14 protein-coding genes are annotated in these 16,978 nt (G+C 54.9%); 5 read left to right on the top strand and 9 right to left on the bottom strand.

Annotated elements, in window-relative coordinates; all coding sequences use genetic code 11:
- Positions 1-228: 228 nt before the first annotated feature.
- Positions 229-1,875: a methyl-accepting chemotaxis protein gene (locus EBA31_RS06030; protein ID WP_122077739.1), complete on the top strand. Its 1,647-nt coding sequence runs from the start codon at positions 229-231 to the stop codon at positions 1,873-1,875.
- A gap of 104 nt (positions 1,876-1,979) precedes the next feature.
- Here the strand turns inward: EBA31_RS06030 and EBA31_RS06025 are convergent, their stop codons facing one another.
- The 7 genes from EBA31_RS06025 to EBA31_RS05995 form a co-directional block, all read right to left on the bottom strand.
- Positions 1,980-2,444 (bottom strand): DUF1456 family protein, encoded by a 465-nt coding sequence (locus tag EBA31_RS06025; protein ID WP_020825833.1) that lies wholly within the window; start codon positions 2,442-2,444, stop codon positions 1,980-1,982.
- Between the two features lie 279 nt (positions 2,445-2,723).
- A complete protein-coding gene (locus tag EBA31_RS06020; protein WP_122077737.1) occupies positions 2,724-5,291 on the bottom strand; it encodes a putative mucin/carbohydrate-binding domain-containing protein in 2,568 nt (855 codons plus the stop codon).
- 271 nt (positions 5,292-5,562) lie between these two features.
- Positions 5,563-6,462, bottom strand: a complete 900-nt coding sequence (gene phnE, locus EBA31_RS06015) for a phosphonate ABC transporter, permease protein PhnE (RefSeq protein ID WP_041414326.1) — start codon at positions 6,460-6,462, stop codon at positions 5,563-5,565.
- Complete coding sequence (gene phnE, locus EBA31_RS06010; protein WP_020825830.1) at positions 6,459-7,322, bottom strand: phosphonate ABC transporter, permease protein PhnE; 864 nt, start codon at positions 7,320-7,322, stop codon at positions 6,459-6,461. The genes phnE (EBA31_RS06015) and phnE (EBA31_RS06010) overlap by 4 nt, the downstream gene beginning before the upstream one ends.
- A gap of 58 nt (positions 7,323-7,380) precedes the next feature.
- Positions 7,381-8,313: a phosphonate ABC transporter substrate-binding protein gene (phnD, locus tag EBA31_RS06005; protein WP_020825829.1), complete on the bottom strand. Its 933-nt coding sequence runs from the start codon at positions 8,311-8,313 to the stop codon at positions 7,381-7,383.
- A gap of 51 nt (positions 8,314-8,364) precedes the next feature.
- On the bottom strand, positions 8,365-9,198 hold the full coding sequence (phnC, locus tag EBA31_RS06000; protein ID WP_020825828.1) for a phosphonate ABC transporter ATP-binding protein: 834 nt from the start codon (positions 9,196-9,198) through the stop codon (positions 8,365-8,367).
- A 120-nt stretch (positions 9,199-9,318) separates the two neighbouring features.
- Positions 9,319-10,344 carry a zinc-binding alcohol dehydrogenase family protein gene (locus tag EBA31_RS05995; protein WP_122077735.1) on the bottom strand — a complete coding sequence of 342 codons (1,026 nt, stop codon included), beginning with the start codon at positions 10,342-10,344 and terminating at the stop codon, positions 9,319-9,321.
- 141 nt (positions 10,345-10,485) lie between these two features.
- Between EBA31_RS05995 and EBA31_RS05990 the strand changes: the two genes are divergently transcribed.
- Both EBA31_RS05990 and EBA31_RS05985 read left to right on the top strand, forming a co-directional pair.
- On the top strand, positions 10,486-11,391 hold the full coding sequence (locus EBA31_RS05990) for a GntR family transcriptional regulator (protein WP_046374183.1): 906 nt from the start codon (positions 10,486-10,488) through the stop codon (positions 11,389-11,391).
- A gap of 218 nt (positions 11,392-11,609) precedes the next feature.
- Positions 11,610-12,968: an MFS transporter gene (locus tag EBA31_RS05985; protein ID WP_122077733.1), complete on the top strand. Its 1,359-nt coding sequence runs from the start codon at positions 11,610-11,612 to the stop codon at positions 12,966-12,968.
- A gap of 43 nt (positions 12,969-13,011) precedes the next feature.
- Here the strand turns inward: EBA31_RS05985 and trpS are convergent, their stop codons facing one another.
- Both trpS and EBA31_RS05975 read right to left on the bottom strand, forming a co-directional pair.
- Positions 13,012-14,019 carry a tryptophan--tRNA ligase gene (gene trpS / locus EBA31_RS05980; protein WP_046374185.1) on the bottom strand — a complete coding sequence of 336 codons (1,008 nt, stop codon included), beginning with the start codon at positions 14,017-14,019 and terminating at the stop codon, positions 13,012-13,014.
- Between the two features lie 157 nt (positions 14,020-14,176).
- Positions 14,177-15,112 carry a LysR family transcriptional regulator gene (locus EBA31_RS05975; protein WP_020825823.1) on the bottom strand — a complete coding sequence of 312 codons (936 nt, stop codon included), beginning with the start codon at positions 15,110-15,112 and terminating at the stop codon, positions 14,177-14,179.
- Between the two features lie 129 nt (positions 15,113-15,241).
- On the opposite strand from EBA31_RS05975, the gene EBA31_RS05970 reads away from it, so the two are divergent.
- Positions 15,242-15,988, top strand: coding sequence for an SDR family NAD(P)-dependent oxidoreductase (locus EBA31_RS05970; RefSeq protein WP_122077731.1), 747 nt, complete (start codon positions 15,242-15,244; stop codon positions 15,986-15,988).
- 81 nt (positions 15,989-16,069) lie between these two features.
- Positions 16,070-16,945: an NAD(P)-dependent oxidoreductase gene (locus EBA31_RS05965; RefSeq protein WP_020825821.1), complete on the top strand. Its 876-nt coding sequence runs from the start codon at positions 16,070-16,072 to the stop codon at positions 16,943-16,945.
- Positions 16,946-16,978 lie beyond the last annotated feature (33 nt).

Here is a 16,978-nt window from a genome sequence, read left to right as displayed (position 1 = left end):
TATTACTTTACTGCCGGGCTTTGGATAATAGGTCTCAGGCCAGTTCATGTTATCTGTATGTTTCAAATAAAAACGAAAAGTTAAAAACAAAGATAATATGGCCCTCAAATCCCGCCCCCAATTAATCACTAAAGTTTTATCGTAATCTGCCGAAAACACACAGCACTTCTCGCGGCAAAATAGTGTTATTTGCCGCACTGGCACCTCACTGAAATCTCAGGTTGTACTATGTTTGAACGATTAAAAATCTCCCACGGGCTAATGGGGATTTTAACCCTATTCTGTATTATTCAGATATTCTCCGGCGCATGGAGCATTCTGGATGCCTCAGGCACCAATAACCGCATTACACAAATCTCCTCCGGCTTTAATCAAATCATGGCAATGGATAATGCCTACGCTTCCGTTACCGAGATCCGTGAAGACGTGCTGAAAGATGCCTTGATGCTCAGCACGCAGCCACAAAATCACAATGCAAAAAAATCTCTGGGCGAACTTCGCCAGCGCCTCACTGAAGTTGATAAATTGATGGAAGAATTTTATCAACTGTCACTGAAGGATCAGGATGAACAAGCGCGGACCAAGAACGTCAAGAATCTGTATGAAAAAGCACGCGGCGACCTGCTTAAATTAATTATCAGCCTGGAAGATGGCGATATCTCCCGTTTCCAAACAATTATGCACAATAGCTCAGCCACGCATTTCATGTCTGCGCTTGATGAGACCTCAGCCTACGTTGCCAACGATATTATTACTCCAGCGGGTATTGCGGCACAGGACAGTTACCATAAAATGGTGCCTTTATCGTTGACGTTTATTTTTATCTTTATTCTGCTAACCGGTGTGGTACTGGTCTGGATAAGAAAATATGTGATCAACAAAATCAATCAGATTATCGACTATCAAGCTGAAATTGCACATGGAAATTTGGCGATAGAAATTAATGCCAGTGGGAATAATGAAATTGGCAAGCTGATGCAAGGGCTCGTCAATATGCGTGATGAGCTGGCGAATACCGTCAGCGCCGTCCGTTCAGGAACGCAAAATATTTATACCGGCGTGCAGGAAATTGCCGCGGGTAACAACGACCTCTCAAGCCGCACTGAAGAACAGGCAAGTTCGCTGGAAGAAACGGCGGCCAGCATGGAGCAGCTTTCTGCTACGGTGAAAAACAACGCAGAGAGCGCCGGTGCAGCTACCTCGTTGGTCAAAAGCGCTTCGCAAAGTGCCATCAACGGCGGCGAGATTACTCGCAAAATGGTGGTCACCATGAGCGATATCGCCGACAGCTCACGCAAAATTGGTGATATCACCAGCGTCATTGACGGCATTGCCTTCCAAACCAATATTTTGGCCCTGAATGCGGCGGTGGAAGCGGCCCGTGCAGGTGAACAAGGCCGTGGCTTTGCCGTGGTCGCCGGTGAAGTGCGCAACCTTGCACAGCGCAGCGCTCAGGCAGCCAAAGAAATTAAAACGCTGATTGATACATCGGTGCTGCGCGTCAGTCAGGGCAACGATCTGGTAGAGAACGTTAACGGAGCCATGACGGAGATTGTAACCGCCATCGGTCAGGTCACGGAAACCATGCAGGAGATCTCAAGCGCCTCAGAAGAGCAAAGCCGTGGGATTGCACAGATCGCGCAGGCTGTTAACGAAATGGATAAGGTGACTCAGCAGAATGCCGCGCTGGTTGAACAATCAGCTTCCGCCGCCAGTGCACTGGAAGATCAGGCCAATCACTTGAACCAAACCGTCGCCGTTTTCAAACTATCCACGTCCGCGCCCGCCGCGATTAATGTCCGGCCGCAGGTTATTACCGCAGCGAAAGGACCAGCGCTTGCCGATGATGACGCGGAGAATTGGAGCCGTTTTTGAGACGCTAAATAAGAATTAAGCTCGATTTTGGTTCATATCGCAGAAAGAACAACGCCAACAGGATGTTGGCGTTGAGAAGCGGTTTTCATCAATGGTGGCGTAACTTATGCGCCGCGCAGGCGTTGCGCCAAGCCTTTGAGGAAATAACGCAGCATCTGATCGCCGCACGGGCGGAAGTTTTTGGTGCCTTCTTTGCGGAACAGCGCACTTAGCTCCGGCTTGGAAATGCGGAAATCTACGGCGGTGAAAATCTGATGCATGTCGGTATCTTTCAACTCAAACGCCACGCGCAGCTTTTTCAACACCAGATTATTGGTGATCGGCAGTTCCACTTCCGGCGCCGGGAACTTGTCGTCCTTGCCGCGTTTGAAAAACACCAGACCGTTCAGGAAGTGAGCCATCACTTCGTCCGGGCACTTCTCGAAACCTGGCTCACCTTCTTTGATGACGTAAGCACCCATTGCCGAGACCGCAACATCGAAATTATCCAGCTTGATAATCTCGACCATTTTCGCGTCGTTAATACTCAGCATGTAGCGCACGCTGCGCAGCACGTCATTGTTGATCATAGAATTGCCTTTAGCTTGTAAACCGGAAGGCGTGCTCGCGTTGTTAAATCAAATAAGTGCCGCACGCCTTGAATATGTGCGGCAGTATAAGGATCAGTGCAGGGTTTCTCAATCAATTTGGCTTTTGGGTTATCAAACCGGCACCATATATATACCCTAAATAATTGGAGTTGCATCAAGGCGGCAAGGGAGCGCATCCCGATGAGCTTACTGTAGTAAGTGATTCGGGTAAGTGAGCGCAGCCAACACAGAGGCAGCTTCAAGTATGACGGGTATAGGTTATTCAGTAATCCGTTCCAGCCCTACCGGCGTGAGGCAATAGCTCTGCTGCTTGCCCTTTTCAGCCAGCCGGACATGCTGCATCTCGTTGGTGATAATCAGGCGGTTATCCGGTTCCTCATGACGCAGTTGAATCACCTCGCCGCCGTAGCCGGAAATTGGCAACACGACCGAACGAGCCTGTTGCTCCTGGTTACCCACCACCTCATCGCTATACAGCACGTTACCTTCCGCATCCGTGTAGCTAACGGCCGCATAAACATCCGTGAAGTAATGATGTGCAATCCCTGCCCCAATCGACAGGGTGAAAGTTTTCTTCACCAAATCGACCGTACCGGTCAGGAACTGACGATCGCCAATGCCTTTGCCGGCAATGGTAAAGGCATTGCCCAGGTGATCTCCCGGCCGGGTATTGTGAGCCGGAATGCAGTCCTGATAGCTTGCCGATAACTGCTCGCGCTGTGGGCTGTCGAAGGTATTGATCGCCAGATAGATATCGTCTTTAAACTCACTGAACGGCGCTAAATAGGCCTGACGGTATTCACGCAGACGCTGTACCGCTGCCTCAAGACGCACCAACAGAGCTGCCTGCGGATCTCCCGACAAGGTTTCGTTCTTCAATCCGTATTGGGTGATCGTCAATACGTTGGTTTTATTTTTATTATCAATGATATCCGGAGAGGCCGGTGCCACCCGTACGCGTCCCGGCTCCACATGATAGATTTCAATTTTGTCGCCGACGGCAAGAGGCAACTCATCATGGCTCAGGCTCGCGGCGGTACCCTGGATATCCTTGCTGAAGATCACCGCATCTTGTGCATTGCGCAGGGTGATTTTGGCATAGGTCTCTCCGGGGAAGTAAGAGTGCGGTTCCTTGCTGGTAACGTCAATCACCACTTTGCCCCTGCCGCGATCGGCCACAACCGTGGCGAAAACGGCATCACTCAGCCCCAACAGATTAATTTCTTGCGTGGCGATCGGCGACGCAACTTTTTTAACCAAGCCGAGCTTCAGCGCGTTATCGCCCTGTTTCAGCACCAGGTAACCCTGGGCCAACTGATACTTCCGGTCTTTGCCGGTAGGCAGTCGCAGGGTATAAACGCCAATCGGTAGCTCTTTCAGCACCAGGGTTGAGCTGTCGATCCGCATTTTGCGAACGTAACGTGCCCCTTCCAGCAGGATCAGATCTTCGCCGTAAATCTGGGCGAAATCGTCAATGTCAAAGCTCAGGGTAACGTTGCCTTTCAGACCGGTAGCCTTTAACTGGGCTGAATCCACCAGACGCAGGGTGGAGTCAAGCTTCAACTGCGTTTTCACCGCATCGAGATCCTGCGCGGCAACCAATTGATAGAGAGGATAAACCGCTTTCGCATGGCTAAAGACATTACGCTTCTGCTGGGCCGGTGTGACGTAGCCGCCGACCAGTTGGATAAATGGCGTAACGTCAATCTGCTCGCCGGAGACCGCAAAGCTTTCGCTGAGCATATCCAGCAGCGCATGTTCGGAAGGAACAAAGCCTGGGGTGTTGCAACGTTTACGGTATTGCTGATTAAAGTGGGTGAAGGCATTTTTGCCCGCCTTATCCACCATCAGAACCGCAAAGTAGAGTTTCGAGCGCAGGTCCCATTGATTAAGCGGAGTAGCTTTGGCGATAAAATCGACAATAACCTTCTCCACGCCGGCCATATCGCCATGCGCATACAACCAGCCTTCTTGATATTTGCGCGCCCCCAGCATCACGTCCTGATAACAGGCAGCATAGATATTGTTCCACATCTCACCGGTGGCGAAGTATTTATCGCCCATAAAATGGCCCTGATAACCATGGGCAATTTCATGCAGGCTTCCCCAGTTATTGTCTTTCGGGGTTAGCCAGAAACTGCTGACCGAATTACTGGTTTCCGCCGTCCAACGACCACCGTAATAAGCAGCGCCGGCGCCATTTTTATCGGCCTTAATAAAGTAGCGATTTTTGATATTAAGATCCGAAGCATTCTCAGCCTCGAATGACACCCCCGCCAGCGCATTATAAAAAGTGAAAATACGATCGTAATAGGCGATCAGGCCGTCGATGTTTTTAGCTTCGCCCAGCGCCTTCAGCTCTTTTTTGCTGATTTTTGGCACCAGCAGCGCCGCGTAGTCGGACTCGACAAGTGCAAATTCCGCATCCTGATTATCCCAGCGGGCGAAGAACGCCGTTTCGTTTTCGCCTTTACGGTAGACCGGCAAGATTTTCGACGTGTCCGGGTACTCAACCTCCACGACGGGCGCCCCAGCCGCGTATGGCGTGTCGATAAACGGCACGGATACGGCCTTCACGCTGGCCTCAACCCAGCTGCTGCCGATAGTGAATTCGGCCTCGGTTTTGCTGTCGTCGTTCAGCAAGCGCAGCTTCAGCTTGCCGCTAAAGGCCGCATTGGTCTGGCGAACTCGCACCACTTGGCCGGCGGCGAGAATAATCCCCAGATGTTGACGATCGTGGTCAATCCCTTTGCTCATGCCCGCAGCATCTAACCAAACGGGTCGCGTCAAAGTATAAAGTGATTTTGATTTAGTGATAGTTGGCATCCTGCATTCCTCAAGGTTATTTTGTCCTCTAACAGACCTGGATAAAATAATTAAGAATGCACTTACGCACTAATCGATAGCGATTACTGAAGTACCACACAACACATAGAACAGCGAGGGGGATAAATCCCATAAAATAAAAAGGCGCAACGGTGACATTGCGCCTTAATCATAATTACCTGGCTATTTATACGCTGCGTTAATCTTGTAAGTGGATAACGCAGCATCAGAAGCCAAATATGTCCAACCGCCAGTGAAATAGTGTCGGGGCTTAATCGATTTGGCTTTTCTGCTGATACAACGGAATGTCTTCGCCGATGATGTATTTATTACGCAGGATCGACGACACCTTATCCATAATCATCACCACCACCACCAGGATCAGCGTGATAAACATCACGACGTCCCAATTCCACAGCCGCATGTTTTCCGCATACACCAACCCTATGCCGCCAGCCCCCACAAAGCCCAGCACTGCCGCCGAGCGGGTGTTGGATTCAATCTGGTAAAGGCTTAACGCCAGAAAGGTCGGGAACGACTGGGTGAAGATACCGTAACGGTGCTTTTGCAGGCCGTTGGCCCCCACCGCCGTCAGACCACGACTCGGGGATTTATCGACCGCCTCATGCCCTTCCGCATACAGTTTTCCGAGCAGACCAACGTCCTGCATCACGATCGCCAGCACCCCGGCCAGCGGCCCCATACCAACCGCGCGGACAAAAATAAGCCCCCAGATCGCCATATCGATGCCACGAAAAATATCTAAAAACCGCCGCACCACCACCGATATGGGTCGCAACAGCGGCGTTGACATCACGTTGCGCGCTGCGAAGAACGACAGCGGCAAGGCGATCAGCGAAGCGGTAATGGTCCCGGCGAACACGATGCCGATGGTGATGAAAATCTGCTGGAAATAGTACATGAACGGCCAGTTGACGAAATCATGCCAGACGAACATGCGCATAAAATAGCGGCCAAGCTGATGGCATCCGTTAACGAACTGCGGCCAGGAGATGCCGAAAAACTGGAAGAAGAACAGGTAATACAGCGCGATCGCTACCGCGATAATGCCGACGGTGCGCAGGTAGCGACGCTGCTGCGAGAATATTTCCGGATGCTGCTGCTTGAGCGCCTGCATTCCTTCCGCCGTGAGCGTTGGTGCTGTGATCATTTTTTCCCCTCCACGACCCGTTTGCGCAGTTCGCCCGAGGCATAGTCCAGCAGCGAAACCACCAGAATAATCAGCAGCAGCGTCATGCTGACCTGGTCATAGCGATCGAGTTTGATATTGGTCATCAGCTCTTGGCCGATGCCGCCCGCCCCCACCAGCCCCAAAATGGTCGACTGACGGAAGTTGATTTCCAGGCGCATAAAGCTGTACGACAAGAAGACCGGTTTTACCTGCGGCCAAAGGCCAAACCGCATGCGCTGCAGCGGCGTCGCGCCACAGGCCGCCAGCCCACGTACCGGCTTGTTGGACGCGGTTTCGATCGATTCATAAAACAGTTTGGTCAGGCTGCCGATGGTGTGCAGCGCCAGGGCTAAAAAGCCCGGAATGGCACCGATGCCAAACGCCATCACGAACATGACCGCCCAGGCCAGCTCCGGCATGGTGCGCAAAAACGCCACCAGCGTTCGGATTGCCAGCCGCAACGACGCCGGGCTGTGGGTATTATTGGCCGCCAGGAATGCCAGCGCCCCCGCCACCAGTACCGAAAGAATGGTGGCCGCCAGCGCCAGCTGCAGCGTTTCCCAAATCAGCGGCAGTTGGATATTCAACCGATAGCCCCAGTAGGCCAAAGAGCCTTCGGTGCGGCCATCGGCGAACAGCAGATTCCAATGCAGGGTGGGGATGGTTTCCGCCAGATAATCAAAGAAGTGAGGAATGGAGACCCACACGGTGTGCAGGTTGAACTCGGCGATGCTGCCGGCGCCCAGGTAGAGCGCCACCAGACCGAGCGACCAAAACAGCGTCTCGCGCTTTTGCTTGCTGCGGATCTGTTGGTAGTAGTGCGCAAAATCTGTATTCAAAATAGGTTTCCGACGTGAGGAATTCAGCGGGGCTCGGCCAGGCCGAGCCCCGTCAGCATTAACGGTCGCCTTTGGTCAGCTCACGTTTCATGTCGATGATGTTCTGGTATTCCGCCAGAGTGGTGTCACCGATGTGCTGTTTACCGCCCATGGCCTTGATGAAGCACTGGTGATCGTCCTTATCCAGCTTCTTGATGGCCGTCACGACCTTGGCTTTGAAATCAGCCGGCAGCGAGTTGCTCACCAGGATTGGGCCATTCGGGATCAGCGGCGACTGCCAGATAATGCGCAGCTGTTTCATCAGATCGGGATGGTCCATACGGATCATGCGGTTGAACGCGCCGCTGGTATAGCCGGTGTTGTAGTCGCCGATCATCGACGCCCAGGTCACCGCGCCTTCGAACTGGCCGTTCAGCACGCCAAGGATGTCCTGCTCATGGCCGCCGGAGAAGGTGACGCTAGAGAAGGCGTTGTTATATTTATTGTCTACCGTGCCGCCGAACAGTTTCTTGAACTCCTGGTTCGGGATCAGGAAACCGGAAGTGGAATCCGGATCGGCGAAGCCAATGGCCTTGCCCTTCAGATCTTCCAGCTTTTTATACGGGCTACCGGCTTTAACCACTACCACGGAGTGGTAACCGCGAGATTGGTCTACGTCGTCAATCGCGATGCCGACGATATCTACCGCTTTCGGATCCTTGATATAGACCGAGGCAAACGACGACGGTGACATGCTCAGCACCAGATCGATTTTGCCGCCCAGCAGGCCCTGGATCACGCCAGAATAGTCAGACGAGTTGCGCAGCTTGGTGTCCACGTTCAGTTCCTTGTCCAGGAACTGCTTCACGCACTGGTTGTCGCCGATTTGCTGGGTGGCGTTCTGTCCGCCAAGAATGCCCAGATTCAGTTCTTTAGGTGCATCCGCTGCGGCAGCATTAAATACCATCATCGCGCCGGCCATCACTGTGGTCAGACTCAATACTTTTTTCATTACAATGCCTTGTGTGTGTAAAGGTAAAAGTGAAGATAAAGGTTCTGGTGGTTAATGGATCTGATTGGCTTCCTCGCCGTACAGCTGGTGCAGTATCCGTTCGTTCAATTGCGAAGGGTGGCCGTCAAACACGATCTTGCCCTGTGCAATGCCGATCACCCGGGTGCAATACTCTTTTACCAACTCGACCGAGTGCAGGTTCACCATCACTGCGATGTCGTTTTCGCTGACTTTTTGCAGCGCATCCATAATGCGACGGGTATTTTTCGGATCGAGCGACGCCACCGGCTCATCGGCCAGCAGGATTTTGGGGTTTTGCATCAGCGCGCGGCAGATCGCCACTCGCTGCATTTGACCGCCTGACAGGTTTTCGGCGCGCTGCAGGGCATGCGGCAACATATTGAGCCATTGCAGCAGCTCGATAGCACGGGCGCGGTCGGTATCGTCAAACAGTTTGAAGAAGGATTTCAGGGTCGAGGTGTGGCTCAGTCGCCCCAACAGCACGTTGGTCATCACGTCCAGCCGTGGCACCAGGCAGAAGTCCTGGAAGATCATGCCGCAGCGGGCACGCCATTGCCGCATCTGACGAGGGGAAAGCTGCGCGATATCCTGAGCTACGCCGTCATCCTCAAAGTGCAGCATCTCGCCACAGCTCGAAGGAATGGTGCCGTTCAGGGTATGCAGCAAGGTGGATTTGCCGGCGCCGGAACGCCCGATCACCGCCACGAATTCACCGACGTGCAGATCGAAGTTGATGTCATCCAGCACGCGATGCTGAGATTTATACGCTTTTCCCAAACCTTTAACCGATAACACTTTTTGTAGTTGAACCGGTTGCTGCCCTGGAAAATCGGTTGGTGCCAGTTTTAACAGTGCCTGAGCCATATGATTTCTCTGGTTTCAGTGACTAATCATTATGGGCACCTATTAACGGATAAGTTTATGACAACGGGATGATGCTTTTATGGCCGGGAAATGACGCGTGCCATCATTTCCCGCTGGGGCTTATTGAAAGTGAATGACACCCTTAATTAACTGCTTGTTGTTGATCACCTGCGCTTCGTAATGCTCCGCCAGGGTATCGAAATCAAAATGGTGTGAAAGCATCATCTGCGCGGTGATTTTCCCTGCCGCCATCAGCCGCCCCACCTTGGCAAAGTCTTCGCTGGTCGCGTTGCGGCTGCCCATCAGGGTAGTTTCCTTTTTATGGAACTCCGGATCGGAGAACTGCAGGTCGCCCTTAAACAAGCCGACAAACACGATGCTGCCGCCGTGGCGAATCAGATCGACGGCGTGGTTCATCGCCTGCGGGTTGCCGGTGGCGTCAATCACCTTGGCGGCCAATTTGCCGTCGAACTGGCCGCGCAGCGCCGCATCAAAGCGTTCATCCTGCGGATCAAGCGTTGGTAACTGCAACACCTGCTCGACGTGCCACCGACGCTCGGCGCTGGTATCCGCCACCACCACCTGCGCGCCATCGGCTTTGGCGATCGCCGCGACGCCCAGCCCGATAGGCCCGGCGCCCACCACCAGCAGCTGATCGTCCGCCGCAATTCCGGCACGGCGCACCGCATGAGCGCTGATGGCAAAGGGCTCAATCAGCGCCGCCGCTTCAGGAGCCACATCGTCTACCGCCAGCAGGTTGCCGATCGGCACGCTGAGGTATTCGCAAAAACCGCCATCCTGATGAACACCCATCACCGAAATATTCTCGCAGCAGTTGGTTTTGCCGCTTTGGCAGGCGCCACAGCGGTGGCAAGAAATATACGGCATTATCGCCACCCGCTGGCCCACCTGCCAGTCAGTGGTGTTATTGCCGACGCTGACAATTTCACCGCATATTTCATGGCCCAATACGCGTGGATAACTGAAGAAAGGCTGATGACCGGACCAGGCATGAATATCCGTGCCGCAAATGCCGACGGTGATTATTTTGATCACCACTTCCTGCGCGGCAGGAAAAGGCACCGGACGCCGCTGATAAACTAATTTTGTCGGCTGCTCACACACTAAGGTTTTCATTGTTGTCATCGTTTTTCCTCCACTAATGATGAGGAGGTTATTAAATAAAAACCGGAGCGCCGCCGATATGTTCAGACAAATCTGTGAGGTATCGCTAAATAAACCGATTTAAATTGGTTTTAAATGCATAAAAAACACCTGAGGCACAGCATGAGCAGAACCCAAAACCTGCGGCAAAACGTGGTAAACCAGATGATCGACAGCATCAATAACGGCCACCTGCGCTCGCCGCTACCGTCTCAGGCCGCCCTGGCCGAAATGTACAATATCAGCCGCACCACCGTGCGCCATACGCTGGCGCACTTGTCCCAGTGTGGCGTGCTGGAAAAAGTCGGCGATGACTACGTTATTTTACGCCGGGCACTGCCGCAAGATGGCTTCGACTGCCAGAGCCTTTCTCTTGACGAACAGGGGAAAAAGTTTGAAAAGGCGTTCTACCAAATGATCAACCAAAAGCAGCTGCGCGCCGGCGATACCTTCAGCGAACTGCAGCTGTCGCGTGCGGTCAACGTGAGCCCGGTGGTGGTGCGGGAGTTTCTGCTGCACTTCAGCCGTTACAACCTGATCGACAGCGTCCGGCGCGGTCAGTGGAGCATGAAGAAATTTGATCAACGCTACGCCGAACAGCTGTTTGAATTGCGCCAGATGCTGGAAACGCACGCCCTTTCCCACTTTATCAATCTGCCGATGCACGACGAGCGCTGGCTGCAGGCCAAAGAACTGCTGAGCCGTCACCGCCAACTGCGGGAAAACATCAGCGACAACTATCGCCTGTTTTCCCAGTTGGATCGCGATTTCCACGGGCTGATCCTCTCCGCCGCCAACAACCCGTTCTTCAACCAGTCGCTGGAGATCATTTCCGTGATTTTCCATTTCCACTACCAGTGGGATGAAACCGATCTAAAACAGCGCAATATCGTCGCCATTGAAGAACACATGACCATTCTCAGCGCGTTGATCTGCCGTAACGATCAGGAAGCCATCAACGGCCTGCACCGCCATCTGGACACTGCCAAGCAGTCCATGATCCGCTCGATCAATCAGAGCATCGCCTGATTCGGGGTGGCGTTCTTTATTGATAAAAAACACCCCCACAGCATTTAAAACCGATAAAAAGCAGCAAAATATTGGCTGCTGCACGGAACCGCGACAAAACACACCGCCAACTCCATTTCGCCCACTAGGCTTACTGCCGACCACCTGCTAATGCACTTCCCAGGGGAATACCCGGAATAATAAATATTATTAATGCGAAATTCTGGAGGCAAAGAAAGATGGAAAGAACCCATACCGTCGATAGCGGCAAACCACAAACGGATCCCTATTCCGATAACATAATTCCTATTCCGCCGGAGGGCATGTTAGTCCGCTCGGCAAAAATTAAAAAAATCCAAACTATGGCCATGTTGTTGCTATTTCTGGCGGCAATAATCAATTTTCTCGATCGCAGCTCGCTCTCAGTGGCGAACTCCACCATTCGGGAAGAAATGGGGCTGAGCGGTACCGAAATCGGCTTGCTGCTGTCGGCTTTTTCATTGGCCTACGGCATCGCCCAACTGCCCTGCGGGCCGCTGTTGGATCGAAAAGGCCCACGTCTGATGCTGGGGATCGGGATGTTTGTCTGGTCGCTGTTTCAAACGCTGTCCGGCATGATCCATAACTTCACCCAGTTTATCTGGGTACGTATCGGGCTGGGGATCGGCGAAGCGCCAATGAATCCGTGCGGCGTAAAGGTGATCAATGACTGGTTCAACATTAAAGATCGCGGCATGCCCATGGGCATTTTCAATGCCGCTTCGACCATCGGGCTGGCGATCAGCCCGCCGATCCTCACGGCCATGATGCTGGCCTTCGGCTGGCGCGGTATGTTCATCACCATCGGCGTGTTGGGGATCGCCCTGTCGATCGGCTGGTACATGCTGTACCGCAACCGGCAGGACGTCAGCCTGAGTGCTCAGGAACAGGCCTATCTGAACGCCGGTAGCGTCAGCGCGCGGCCTGAACCGATGAACTTTCGCGAGTGGCGTGGGCTATTCAAAAACCGCACCATGTGGGGCATGATGATCGGCTTTAGCGGCATCAACTACACCGCCTGGCTGTATCTGGCCTGGCTGCCGGGTTACCTGCAAACCACTTACCATCTGGACCTGAAAAGCACCGGGCTAATGAGTGCCATCCCCTTCCTGTTTGGCGCCGCCGGTATGTTGTCGAACGGTTTCGTCACCGACTTTTTAGTTCGGCGCGGAATGGCACCGCTGAAAAGCCGCAAAATTTGCATTGTGGCCGGCATGCTGCTGTCCGCGTCCTTTACCGCCGTGGTTGCCCAGGCTACCACCACCTACAGCGCGGTGTTGTTGATCGGCATGGCGCTGTTTTGTATCCACTTTGCCGGCACTTCCTGCTGGGGTCTGATCCACGTGGCGGTAACCTCGCGCATGACGGCCTCCGTCGGCAGCATTCAAAACTTCGCCAGCTTTATCTTCGCTTCGTTCGCGCCGGTGGTCACCGGCTGGATCCTCGATACCACCCACTCTTTCAACCTGGCGCTCATCCTCTGTTCCTGCTTCACCCTGATAGGTGCGCTGTCGTATATCTTCGTGGTTAAACACCCGATCGTTGACAGCGCCGCCTAAGGATTTCACTCCGCCGCCCTCTCCCACCGTTGAGGGCGTGCGTTCAACACAGGCTAAAGAAATCCAGCCCCAACGCGCCTTTCACCTGTGCCAGCGTCTGCTTGCTGATCTTATCGGCACGCTGGGTGCCCTGCTGCAGAATACGCAACAGCTCGCCCTTGTCGGCCAGATACTCGGCCCGACGGGTACGAATTGGCTCCAGCAGGCTTTGCAGGCAATCTTCCAACAGGCGTTTGATTTTCATGTCCCCCAGCCCGCCACGACGATAATGCGCCTTCAGATCGGCAACCAGATCGGCATCCTCACAGAAAGCATCCAGATAGGTGAACACCATATTGCCCTCCACGCGGCCGGGATCCTTAACGTTCAGGTGACCAGGATCGGTAAACATGCTCATCACCGCCTTGTGCACCTGCTCGGCATCGGCGCCCAGAGTAATGGTGTTGCCGCGCGATTTCGACATCTTGCCCTGCCCATCCAGCCCCGGCAGGCGGCCGACGTTGCTCAACAACGGCTGGCATTCCGTCAGTACCGGTCTGCCAACGATGCGATTAAAACGCCGCACGATCTCGTTGGTCTGCTCCAGCATTGGTAGCTGATCGTCACCAACCGGCACGTGGGTCGCGCCAAATGCGGTGATGTCCGCCGCCTGGCTGACCGGGTACACCAGAAAACCGGCCGGCAGGCTGCGGGAAAAGTCTTTTTCGATAATTTCGCTTTTCACTGTGGGGTTGCGCTCCAGCCGTGCCACGCTGACCAGATTGAGATAATACATGGTCAGCTCAGCCAGCGCCGGCAGCGCAGATTGCAGGCAAATCGTGGTTTTCTGCGGATCGATGCCGACCGCCAGATAGTCGGCGACCAGATTCAGCACGTTGGCGCTGATTTTTTGCGGATTGTTGCCGTTATCGGTCAGCCCCTGCAGGTCCGCGACCAGCACCGTTTGCTGATGCTGTTGTTGCAGCTCAACGCGCTGGCGCAAGGATCCGACGTAGTGGCCTAAATGCAGGGATCCGGTGGCGCGATCGCCGGTCAAAATGGTGTAGCTCATTGCATTGCTCCTGAAAGTAAATACACCACCGGATCAACGCAATAAAAATGCCGCCAGAACCGGCGGCATTGAAAAGAGGTGTGAATACCCGTGCCGCCTTCAGAGGAGGCGCCACCAAGACTGGCTGTGAGTGGAGTGCATCGGCATATTCATGCTTTTAAGGTATCCCCCCACTGCGCCGGTTGTCAATAACCGCACGCTGCCAGGCCGCCGCCTGTTCGCCGGCGATACGACAAAATGCCTCGATCAGCGGTGAAGGGGTGCGTAACGCCAGCGCCAACGTATAGGGCACCGGGCTACCTGCGCCACTCAGTTCGCGGAACACCACACCGGGTGATTTCAGTACCGCAAACAGAGCCGGCATCAGTGCAATCCCCACCCCACCGGCCACCAGCCCGCCGATGGTTTGCATCTGCCGAGCTTCCTGCACGATACGCGGGCTGAACCCCGCTACCGCACAGGCCTGCAAAATCGCCGCGTGCATCCCCGGCCCATAATGTGCCGGAAACAGCACCCAGGGCTGATCGGCCAAATCGCTCAGCGTCACGTGCCGTTGCGTCGCCAAAGGGTGGTGATCCGGCAGCGCCAGCACCATGCGATCCTGTAAAAAAGGCAGAATCTGCAGCTCATCCTGCGGCGCTATCGGCAGGACCACCATGCCGATATCGGCGCGATCGTCGCGCAGCGCGATCAGCTGTTCGGCGGTGGTGGCCTCCTGCAAATGGAACTCCGCCTGCGGGTGCGCCTGACGAAACTGGCGCAGGATCCCCGGCAGCAGGGCATTGACCGTGCTATCGACAAAGGTCAACCGTAGCGATTCCGTCAGGCCACGCGCCGCACGTCGGGTATTGCCAAGGGTGCGCTCAAACTGCGCCAAGGTCCGCCGCGCCTCGATCAGAAACACCTGCCCAGCCTCGGTGATGCGCGTGATTCGGTTGCCGCGTTCCAGCAACGGGACACCCAGCTCCTGCTCAATCTTTCTGATGGCGGCCGTCAACGGCGGCTGCGCCATGTGCAATCGCTCGGCAGCGCGGTGAAAGCTCATCTCTTCGGCGACGGCGACAAATTGCCGCAGTTGGCGTAGCTCAATCACGTGATACCTTTTTCGTATTTTGGAAGCATAAATAGAGTATTGGATGTATCGATAGCGAAAGCCAATACTTTCCGAACCCTCAAGTGCTGCGCCATTCCGGCGTGGACCACGGGCATAGGAGAATCAGCTATGACGCAACGTACAGCAGTGATTACCGGCGGATCCAGCGGTATTGGGCTGGCCATCGCCCAGAAACTGGCACAACAGGATTACCGCATCGCCATCGTGGCGCGTAACCCTCAACGCCTGCAACAGGCGGCGCAGCAAATTGGCCACGGCACCCGCTATTATGCGGCGGACTTGAGCCAACGTGGCGCGGTGGAAGAAGTGGCCGCCCAGTTGGCAGCCGATCTCGGCACTTTGGATGTGCTGATCAACAACGCCGGTTTTACCCGGGTGATTGCCGCCGATACGCCCCTGGCGCAGGCCGAGCAGGAATGGGACGCGGTGATCGACGGAAACCTGAAAAGTACCTTTTTGTTTACGTTGGCGATGTTGCCACACCTGCGTAAACCGGGCGGTCGCATCATCAACCTGAGTTCGATCGCCGCCCAATGCGGCAGCGGCAGCGCCGGTGCTCTGGGCTACTCTGCCGCCAAGGCCGGCGTGCAAGGTTTTACCCTCAGCCTGGCACGCGAACTGGGCGAAGCAGGCATCACGGTTAACGCCATTGCGCCGGGCTTTATCGCCGATACTCGCTTTTTCGGTACCGGTTTGCCGCAGGATCGCATTGACGCCATCGCGGCCGAAACACCGATGGGGCGCACCGGCCGGGTAGAGGATATCGCCAGCGCCGCGCTGTGGCTGGCTTCGAAAGAGGCCTCTTTCATCACCGGAACCGTTACCTCGATTAACGGGGGGGCGCGGGTCGGTTAAGAAAGCGTTACATTCCGCCATTTGCGTTCTCCGAGCGTCGCGTTAGGGTGAAGGAAGATAACCTGAGAAAAGGAACGCGATATGAAGATCGGATTTGCCGGCCTGGGCGGTATGGGCAGCGCGATGGCCGCCAACCTGTTGCAGGCTGGCTATGGGGTAAAGGTATGGAACCGTTCGCCCCAGGCAGCACAGCCTTTGGTGAGCGCCGGGGCCGTGCAGGCTCGGCAGCCGGAAGAACTGGCGGAGGTGGACGTACTGATCACCATGCTGGCCAACGATGCCGCCACCGAGCAGGTAGTGGTGGAAAGCGGGCTGCTGCAACAGCTGCGGGCGGGAGCGATTCACATCAATATGGCGACGGTCTCGGTGGCGTTGGCCAAACGGCTGGCGTTGCTGCACGCGGAGCGCAACGTCGGTTATATCGCCGCACCGGTGTTGGGGCGAGTGGACGTAGCAGCAGCCGGCAAGCTGAATATTCTGGCGGCGGGCGATCCGCTGTTGCTCGCCAAAGTGCAGCCGCTGTTTGAGGTGCTCGGCCAGCAGACCTGGCATTTTGGCGACCAGCCCGAACAGGCCAACATCGTTAAAATCGCCGCCAATTTCACGTTGGCCAGCGCCATTGAGGCGATGGCGGAAGGCAGTGCTCTGGTGCGCAACTACGGCGTTTCCGGCGCGGATTATCTGCACATGCTCACCAGTACCCTGTTTGCCTCTCCGGCTTACAAGGGTTATGGAGGGTTGATCGCCGAAGAAAAGTTTGAACCTGCGGGTTTTAAATTAAGCCTGGGGATGAAAGACGTCGGCCTGGCGCTGGAGGCCGGCGCCAACAGCCACACGCCAATGCCGTTCGCCAGCGTGCTGAAGGACAACTTCCTCGACGCGGTGGCGCAAGGCGACGCAGATTTGGATTGGTCGGCGTTGGCCAAAGTGGCGGCACGCAGAGCCGGATTGAAGTAATCCTGATAGGCCCGGATCGCTCCGGGCTTTTTA

Source organism: Serratia sp. P2ACOL2, assembly GCF_003691565.1.
Classification (GTDB): domain Bacteria; phylum Pseudomonadota; class Gammaproteobacteria; order Enterobacterales; family Enterobacteriaceae; genus Serratia; species Serratia liquefaciens.
Note: the sequence above shows the minus strand (reverse complement) of the source record. Positions and strands in the feature narration are given on the sequence as shown.